Origin of the sequence: Sporomusa sp., from assembly GCF_035561255.1 — a bacterium.
Lineage (GTDB): Bacteria > Bacillota > Negativicutes > Sporomusales > Sporomusaceae > Sporomusa.
Map to the genome: position 1 here is coordinate 1 of NZ_DATMXX010000028.1, position 7663 is coordinate 7663.

Annotated in this window: 7 protein-coding genes and 1 rRNA gene; 3 read left to right on the top strand and 5 right to left on the bottom strand. The window is 44.8% G+C overall.

The genetic code is table 11. The annotated features are described in order from the left end of the window. Positions 1-100: 100 nt before the first annotated feature. On the top strand, positions 101-1006 hold the full coding sequence (locus VN379_RS01425) for a LysR family transcriptional regulator (RefSeq protein ID WP_325530066.1): 906 nt from the start codon (positions 101-103) through the stop codon (positions 1004-1006). A 91-nt stretch (positions 1007-1097) separates the two neighbouring features. Then, positions 1098-1271: a hypothetical protein gene (locus VN379_RS01430; protein ID WP_325530068.1), complete on the top strand. Its 174-nt coding sequence runs from the start codon at positions 1098-1100 to the stop codon at positions 1269-1271. A gap of 25 nt (positions 1272-1296) precedes the next feature. Here the strand turns inward: VN379_RS01430 and VN379_RS01435 are convergent, their stop codons facing one another. The 4 genes from VN379_RS01435 to VN379_RS01450 form a co-directional block, all read right to left on the bottom strand. Continuing rightward, positions 1297-2487: an anaerobic nitric oxide reductase flavorubredoxin gene (locus tag VN379_RS01435; protein ID WP_325530070.1), complete on the bottom strand. Its 1191-nt coding sequence runs from the start codon at positions 2485-2487 to the stop codon at positions 1297-1299. Between the two features lie 225 nt (positions 2488-2712). After that, positions 2713-3420, bottom strand: coding sequence for a lactate utilization protein C (locus tag VN379_RS01440; RefSeq protein WP_325530071.1), 708 nt, complete (start codon positions 3418-3420; stop codon positions 2713-2715). Between the two features lie 8 nt (positions 3421-3428). Then, the gene (locus VN379_RS01445) at positions 3429-4841 is read right to left on the bottom strand and encodes a LutB/LldF family L-lactate oxidation iron-sulfur protein (RefSeq protein ID WP_325530073.1); all 1413 of its coding nucleotides are present in this window, start codon (positions 4839-4841) and stop codon (positions 3429-3431) included. Next, positions 4838-5566 (bottom strand): (Fe-S)-binding protein, encoded by a 729-nt coding sequence (locus tag VN379_RS01450; protein WP_325530075.1) that lies wholly within the window; start codon positions 5564-5566, stop codon positions 4838-4840. The genes VN379_RS01445 and VN379_RS01450 overlap by 4 nt, the downstream gene beginning before the upstream one ends. 153 nt (positions 5567-5719) lie before the next feature. On the opposite strand from VN379_RS01450, the gene VN379_RS01455 reads away from it, so the two are divergent. After that, on the top strand, positions 5720-7351 hold the full coding sequence (locus VN379_RS01455) for a lactate permease LctP family transporter (RefSeq protein ID WP_325530077.1): 1632 nt from the start codon (positions 5720-5722) through the stop codon (positions 7349-7351). A gap of 190 nt (positions 7352-7541) precedes the next feature. Here VN379_RS01455 and VN379_RS01460 read toward each other — a convergent pair. Then, a 16S ribosomal RNA gene (locus tag VN379_RS01460) occupies positions 7542-7663 on the bottom strand; the annotation flags it as partial.

A 7663-nucleotide genomic window follows, 5' to 3' on the forward strand; every position in this document is an offset into this window, starting at 1 on the left:
TGCAACTACTTGGCAGTAAATTCTTTTCACTATAGTATCGAAGAAGAATTTACTATATGCTAAGCTAATAATAACTATATCGCTTAGAGGAGAATAATGAATGGATATTCAACTATTTCGCACCTTTCTGCTAGTAGCTAAACTGAGCAACATCACGCAAGCTGCCGAGCAGTTGAATTTCACTCAACCTACAGTCACTGCTCAAATCCGGACGCTGGAAGAACATTTTGGGGTTTCCCTATTCGAGCGTATTGGCAAGAAGCTTTATATTACTGCAGCCGGGCGTGAATTGACCATACATACAGAAAAGCTGTTAACTGTTTACCACGACATTAATACTGAAATGCAGCGTTTTGCCTCATCTGCCAAGCCTATAAGATTAGGAGCCTCGACCACTGCTGCCAGCTATATCCTTTCACCAATATTATTAGATTTTCAAAACAGTTGTATAGCAGCCTCAGTTATTGTTGATATTTGCACCAATCTTCCCATGACCATGAAAGGGCTCCTTGATAATACTTTTGACATAGCTATTGTTCATGACAAAATTAACAACAGTCAAATCATACAATTCGATCTGTCTAAGGAGAAATTAGTCTGTGTGGCTAAACGTGATTTATTTGTCACACAGAACAATTGCCATGACATTAACCAATACCCTTTCATTAATTTCCACCCAGGCTGTGTATACCGAACCAAATATGAGACAGTAGTAAAAGCAGCAGATATTCATTCTGTTATCGAATACAGTGACGCTGAAGCTGTTAAACGAGCCGTGCTGGATGGATTAGGTGCAAGTGTACTGCCTTATGTACTAGTTGAGTCATTTTTAGCAGATGGTACCCTTGTTGAATTAACCAGCACACCACAGCTTACATTCACAATATCTGTCGCCTTTCATAAAAACAAGGTAATAACCCCAGCCATACGCTCACTGCTTTTACTCTTTGCCGAACATGCCACTATTCAAAGCACCCTCTTTGAATATCTTGCCGCCAACTCATAAAAGTTTTTTATTGGTATAATAGTCAACCACAATTTCCCTCGCCCCTTTTATGTACGTTATAATGCTGACAAGACCTTAAGGGGGGAAAGTAATGCGGGCTTGTACCCTGATATGCACTATTGGCATAGTGTTTTTACTTATTGACCAATTTTACAGCGGACTAAACTGGGAGCGTCTGTTTATTGGCGGTTTTGTGATTGTCGGTATATGGACAGATTGCGAACGCTGGTTGCGTTATAAACTTAAGCACAGGAAGCACGGTTAGCAAGGTTGTCATTCCAGCATTCATGTTAATCTCTTGACTGAGCAAATCCCTTACCGAAATTTATTGCGCCATTAACAGTTTGCTCATCTGGATTCCATAATCCTTTAAAACCCTCGTTAACAACAGTAAAACCGCCTGACTTCAACAGCTCGGTAAGCACCTTAACTGATTCGCCACTCCAGCCGTATGTGCCAAACGCAGCGGCTTTCTTATTTTTAAAAGCTAAACCTTTAATCTCTTCCATAATCCCGGCTAAGGATGACAATATCCCCTTGTTAACCGTAGGTGAACCTACCAGGATCGCTTTGGATTTAAAGACTTCTGTAATGATATCATTTTTATCTTTACGTGCTGTGTTATACAATTTGATATTCACTACCTGATCAGCCTGTTTGATACCTTCAGCAATTGCTTCCGCCATTTTGCGGGTGCCATCCCACATCGTATCATACAAGATAGTAATCTGGTTTTCTTGATAATCCTTAGCCCACTCCGCATACTTGGTTACAATCTGCAGTGGGTTATCCCGCCAAATCACGCCATGGCTTGGACAGATCATATTCACTGGCAGGTTAAAGCCAACAACCTCCTGAATCTTACGATCAACCAGCCGGCTAAAGGGAGTAAGGATATTCGCATAGTATTTTATACACTCCTGATACAATTCACTTTGATCAACAAGGTCATTAAACATGTATTCTGAGGCATAATGTTGTCCAAACGCATCATTACTAAACAAGATATTGTCACCGGTAAGATAGTTCATCATAGTATCGGGCCAGTGCAGCATCGGCGCCTCGATAAATATAAATTCTTTGGAACCAATATTTAGCTTGTCCCCTGTTTTGACTACATGAAAGTCCCAGTCCTGATGATAGTGACCTTTTAACGATTTAACCGCATTTGCCGTGCAATAGATTGGGGTGTCAGGAATGAGTTTCATTAATTGGGGCAGCGCCCCGCTATGGTCACTTTCCGCATGGTTAATAATGATGTAGTCGATCTTGTCCAGTGGTATTTCCTGTTTAAGATTTTCAAGAAACTCTTGCGCAAAAGGAAGCCATACGGTATCAATCAAGACATTTTTTTCATCACGGATAAGGTATGAGTTATATGTAGAGCCTTTGTGAGTGGAGTATTCTTCCCCATGGAATTTTTTCAGTTCCCAGTCCACTTTACCTACCCATGTTACGGTTTCGGTGATTTTAAAAGCCATAATTAATGCCCCCTTTAAATTACTATATACCTTTATTATACTACTTCACCACGCCTATGCAGTGATCATAATCACAAAAATCCCCAAACCCTTGGCAGCCCCAAGAGTTGGGGATTTTTTTAACATTATCAGAAAGTACATCCCCTTTCTGATAATAAGTAAGAACGACTAAGGCTTCTGCCGGCGTCCTGAAGGACTTGGCACAAGCCAAGTCTTTTCTTATGGCTAGTCTTCGATGACAATGGTCCAGATACGGACCGGGCCGTGCACCCCGATCGATAAGTCCATCTCAATGTCAGAAGTCCGGCTAGGGCCTGTTATGAAATCAACTGCCGAAGGGAGATTACCCTGTCCACAACGCTGAAGCAGCTCTCTCATCACTGTAGACATAGTGGGCACAATGTCTGATTTCCTCATAACAGCAATATGGGTAGGGGGAAGCAGGCTCACAGAACGTCCGGTAGTGGACCCGTTAAACAGGGCTACTGTTCCAGTGTAGCCGATTGCGTAATCTACCCAGGTAATGCCCACATCCGACTGTTCAGCAATCGCAATAAGTTCCCGGCGAGGCTTCTCGTTATTCCAAAAAGCCGTCTTAACACCCAGCAGTGATGGTTCTATATACTTGCGGAGTGTTGGGTGGTCCCAGAGGATGGCTGATTTTGCATTTAACACTTTGAGCCAAAGCTTTATCTGGTTAGTTGCCTCGCTACCATCGCGAACGATTACTACTTTGCCGGTGAGGGCTTCAAGGTTGGCTTTAAAGAGTTCCAACGGCTGCGTATTCTCAAATTTTTGTTCCCGCCAAAAGGTTGGTGGCCCCACTTCATTCCTCTGAGGCGCATTAGCGAGAGCTTTGTCCCGCCCCAAAGCTTTAGCCACTGTTTGTAAGAATACCGTCTCCCGGGAAATATCTTCATGGATTTCTGTCATATGCTCACCTACTTCTTACGCTTATTCCATCTGTCACGGAAGGTCTTGTCCGCAGCAGCAGGAAGATAGCGGGAGTTAGTCCAGTTAGATAACAGCGGCAACTGGGCTGTAATATACCCATCTTTAACCAATGGCTTTTGCCCTAAAGAAGCAGCCTTCATTGCAAATTTATAGGTACTAGGCAGTTTGAAGAACCGCTTCCACATACCAAAGGCAAACTTTTCGAAGGCATTTGTGTGACCGGCACTAACCCGGTGGGCGCGAAGCTTAAACAACAAATCCTGAAGGGGAATCTTTGCCGGACAGGTACTGGTACAGGCTGCACATAAAGTTGATGCATAAGGCAGCTCACCCCAGAACTCAAAATCGTTCTCAAGTAAAGGGGTAATCACTGATCCTATCGGGCCACCATAAACCGACCCATAGGCGTGACCACCAATCTGACGGTACACCGGACATACATTAAAGCATGCCCCACAGCGGATGCAATTCAGCGACTGACGGTACTCTTCATCAGCCAGAATGCGCGAACGTCCATTATCAACAATAACCAGATGGAATTTTTCACAACCATCAATATCAGTTGGTTTGCGAGGGCCATTAATTACCGATACATAGCTGGTGAGCTTTTGGCCGGTAGCACTTCGCGGCAGCATGGATAAGACGGTTTCCAGGTCTTCAAAGGTAGGAACAAGCCGCTCCATTCCCATGACACTGATAACAACCTTGGGTAAGGCTGTTGATAAGCGGGCATTGCCTTCATTGGTAACCAGCGTAATTGATCCCGTTTCAGCAACTGCAAAATTACAGCCGGTAATCCCGATGTCCGCCTCGATAAATTTACCTCGCAGCGTTTTGCGGGCAAACCGGGTGAGTGCCGGGGTATCAGGTTCAACCTTTTCACCATTCACCTTTGAAAATAAGTCAGCAATCTGGTAGCGGTTTTTATGAATGGCAGGCACAATGATGTGAGATGGTGTTTCACCTGCCAATTGCAGAATATATTCTGCCAAATCACTTTCGACGACCTCCAGGCCGGCCTTTTCCAGTGCAGGATTAAGATGTATCTCTTCAGTAACCATGGACTTGGATTTGACTACCCGTTTGGCATCATACTGCTTACATAGCCCTGTAATTACCGTGCGCGCCTCTTCAGCCGAAACGGCAAAGTGAACTTTCCCGCCTGCTTTGCGCACATTATCTGTCAGTGCTTGCAAATAGTAATCAAGGTTATCAATCGTATGCTGGCGAATGAGCCTCGTCTGCTCCCGCCACTGTTCCCAGTTGGGAAGCTCGCGGGCTGCTTTATCCTTGTTGCCGCTTAGCCGGTCTACCGCTTTGCGGACTGCCTGCCGCATCTGGTCATCCTTTAATGCTTTAACTGCGCGATCCCGAAGGTGTAGAGTCGGTCTCTCACTCACGTTCTCATCCCCTCATCTAATAACTCAGCCATGTGCATTACACGCACATTGGATTTTTGCTTTCTTAGTCGACCGGTAATATTCATCAAACAGCTTAAATCAGTGCCAATAAGCACATCAGCCTTAGTTTCAAGGATATTTCTTACCTTTTCATCCACCATGGCTTCTGATATTTCGGGCAATTTAACAGCAAAGGTACCACCAAAACCACAACAAGCTTCTTCATGTGGCAATGGTACATAATCAATCTCCCGTATATTTTTGAGCAAGGTATGGATGTATTGGTCGGTATTTAGAAACCTGCGGGCATGGCAGCTAGAGTGATAGGTAACTCTGTGCGGAAAGCTGGCTCCTACATCTTCTTTTTTTAGTACCTTAACAACAAATTCACTGAACTCATATACTTTTCCAATAAGTTCTTTAGCCTGGCGGTACTGATCAGAATTCTTTTCAAACAAGACAGGGTAATATTCCTTAATAGCAGTGATGCACGAGCCTGCCGGCGCAACAATATACTCACTGTCTTTAAAGGCGGTAAGCATGGTCTCAGCTACAGGCTTCGCATATTCCCAATAACCGCTGCTTAGAGCCGGCTGACCACAGCATGTCTGCTCCGGAGGAAAGTCCAGCGTCACGCCAAGTTTCTCAAGAACCCTTACCATCGACTCACCAACCTGAGGATACATGCTATCACAAATGCAGGTAATAAATATTGATGCTTTCATTTACAAGTGACCTCCACAAATACAAGATTATCTGACAAGTGGTCAGTTATAGTCTGTGCATATCATCCATCATTATCCTGCTTTTTTTTAAATCGCTAATGCAAATAATAGAATAGATTTCTAGTCTTTAAAATCAGCAGGAGGGACAACACTATGACTTGGACTCAGGAATATGTACCGCTAGGCAATCTGGCTCTATCTGCCTTGGCTGCTTCCATCCCCATAATCGTGATATTCTATTTATTAGCTATCCGCCGGTCACCCGGACAAGTAGCCGGGATTTCAGCATTAGTAGCTGCATTCCTGGTAGCAGTTCTGGTCTATAAGATGCCCTTTTCCACTACCTTAATGGCTGCCTTGATGGGCATAGCCTATGGAATTTTCCCCATCTTCTGGATAGTAATAACGGCTATCTTCATCTATAACATGACTGTTGAAACCGGTAGGTTTGAAGTAATCAAAAACTCTATCGCAACAATAACAGATGACCGGCGCCTGCAAGCACTACTAATTGCATTTTCCTTCGGAGCTTTTCTGGAAGGGGCAGCAGGCTTCGGTACCCCTGTTGCAATATCGGCTGGCATGCTTGTTGGTCTTGGCTTTAATCCCTTATATGCAGCCGGTTTATGCCTTATCGCCAATACTGCACCTGTGGCCTTTGGCGGTATTGGTATCCCGATCATTGTTGCCGGCCAGGTGACAGGCATCGACACAATGAAAATAAGTCAGATGGTTGGTCGTCAACTACCATTTATTTCAGTATTTATACCAATTTGGCTAGTAGTATTGATGGCAGGCTGGAAGGCTACGATGGAAGTACTACCCGCTTGTTTAATAGCCGGTGTCTCCTTTGCTGTCCTGCAGTTCTTCTCCTCCAATTACTTAGGACCAGAACTCCCGGATATCATCTCCTCATTAGCCTCAATACTGGCTCTTACTATTTTCCTGAAAAACTGGAAGCCAGCCTCAATCTGGCGTTTTCCCGGGGAGCAGGGGAATAAATCAGTAGCAGCATCCCTGCCAACCTACTCAACTGGAGAACTTTTCACCGCCTGGGGCCCTTTTATCATTCTTACAGTTATGGTTATTCTATGGGGGCTAAAACCAGTCAAAGCACTCATTGAAGCACCTACGCTCTCTCTTTATGTCCCTGGTCTGCACAATGTTGTTACACAGGTTGCTCCTATCGTCAAAGCACCTGTTACAATGGCAGCAGCTTACAAGATTAACTGGCTTAGTGCAGCAGGAACGGCCCTGTTTATTGCCAGCATAATCTCGGCCATGATCCTGGGAGTCGGACCAGGGCAGTTCTTCAGTATCCTGGGTAAAACATTTAAACAGCTAACAAAACCCTTAATTACTATTCCGGCGGTGCTTGGCCTTGCCTATATTATGAATTACTCTGGCATGAGCTCAACCCTCGGCTTATTTCTGGCAGGAACAGGTTCATTCTTCCCCTTCTTCTCCGCTTGGTTAGGCTGGTTGGGAGTATTCCTTACCGGATCAGACACATCAGCCAATGCCCTATTTGCTAACCTTCAGTCGGTAACTGCCCAACAGGTAGGCGTTGACCCGGTTCTGACGGTAGCAGCCAACTCATCGGGTGGTGTAACCGGCAAAATGATTTCACCGCAAAGCATTGCTGTAGCTACTGCGGCGACAGGTCTTGTAGGCAAAGAAGGAGATTTATTCAGCTTTACGGTAATGCACTCCCTGGCACTGGCAGTGATTGTCGGCGTAATGACCTATCTACAGGCCTACGTCTTGTCGTGGATGATACCGTAAAATTAACTAATATGCTCGCTCCGTGCCGAACAATGAGAACATAAAAAGACCGTCCAAAAAAGCTTGCTTGCTTTTTTGGACGGTCTTTTCCAACATTCCCTCAAAACTAAACAATGTAAGAGTAAATTCATCTGCCAAATGTACCGACCTTGGAAGTAGTTTGAGTGTTACCCCAAACAGTTCTCCCTAGAAAGGAGGTGATCCAGCCGCACCTTCCGATACGGCTACCTTGTTACGACTTCACCCCAATCATCGGCCCCACCTTAGACGGCTAGTTCCATTGCTGGTTACCCCACCGGCTTCGGGTGTGAC

Coding starts and splice junctions, on each gene's coding strand:
- VN379_RS01425 (WP_325530066.1), top strand. CDS start 101: ATGGATATTCAACTATTTCGCACCTTTCTGCTAGTAGCTAAACTGAGC.
- VN379_RS01430 (WP_325530068.1), top strand. CDS start 1,098: ATGCGGGCTTGTACCCTGATATGCACTATTGGCATAGTGTTTTTACTT.
- VN379_RS01435 (WP_325530070.1), bottom strand. CDS start 2,487: ATGGCTTTTAAAATCACCGAAACCGTAACATGGGTAGGTAAAGTGGAC.
- VN379_RS01440 (WP_325530071.1), bottom strand. CDS start 3,420: ATGACAGAAATCCATGAAGATATTTCCCGGGAGACGGTATTCTTACAA.
- VN379_RS01450 (WP_325530075.1), bottom strand. CDS start 5,566: ATGAAAGCATCAATATTTATTACCTGCATTTGTGATAGCATGTATCCT.
- VN379_RS01455 (WP_325530077.1), top strand. CDS start 5,720: ATGACTTGGACTCAGGAATATGTACCGCTAGGCAATCTGGCTCTATCT.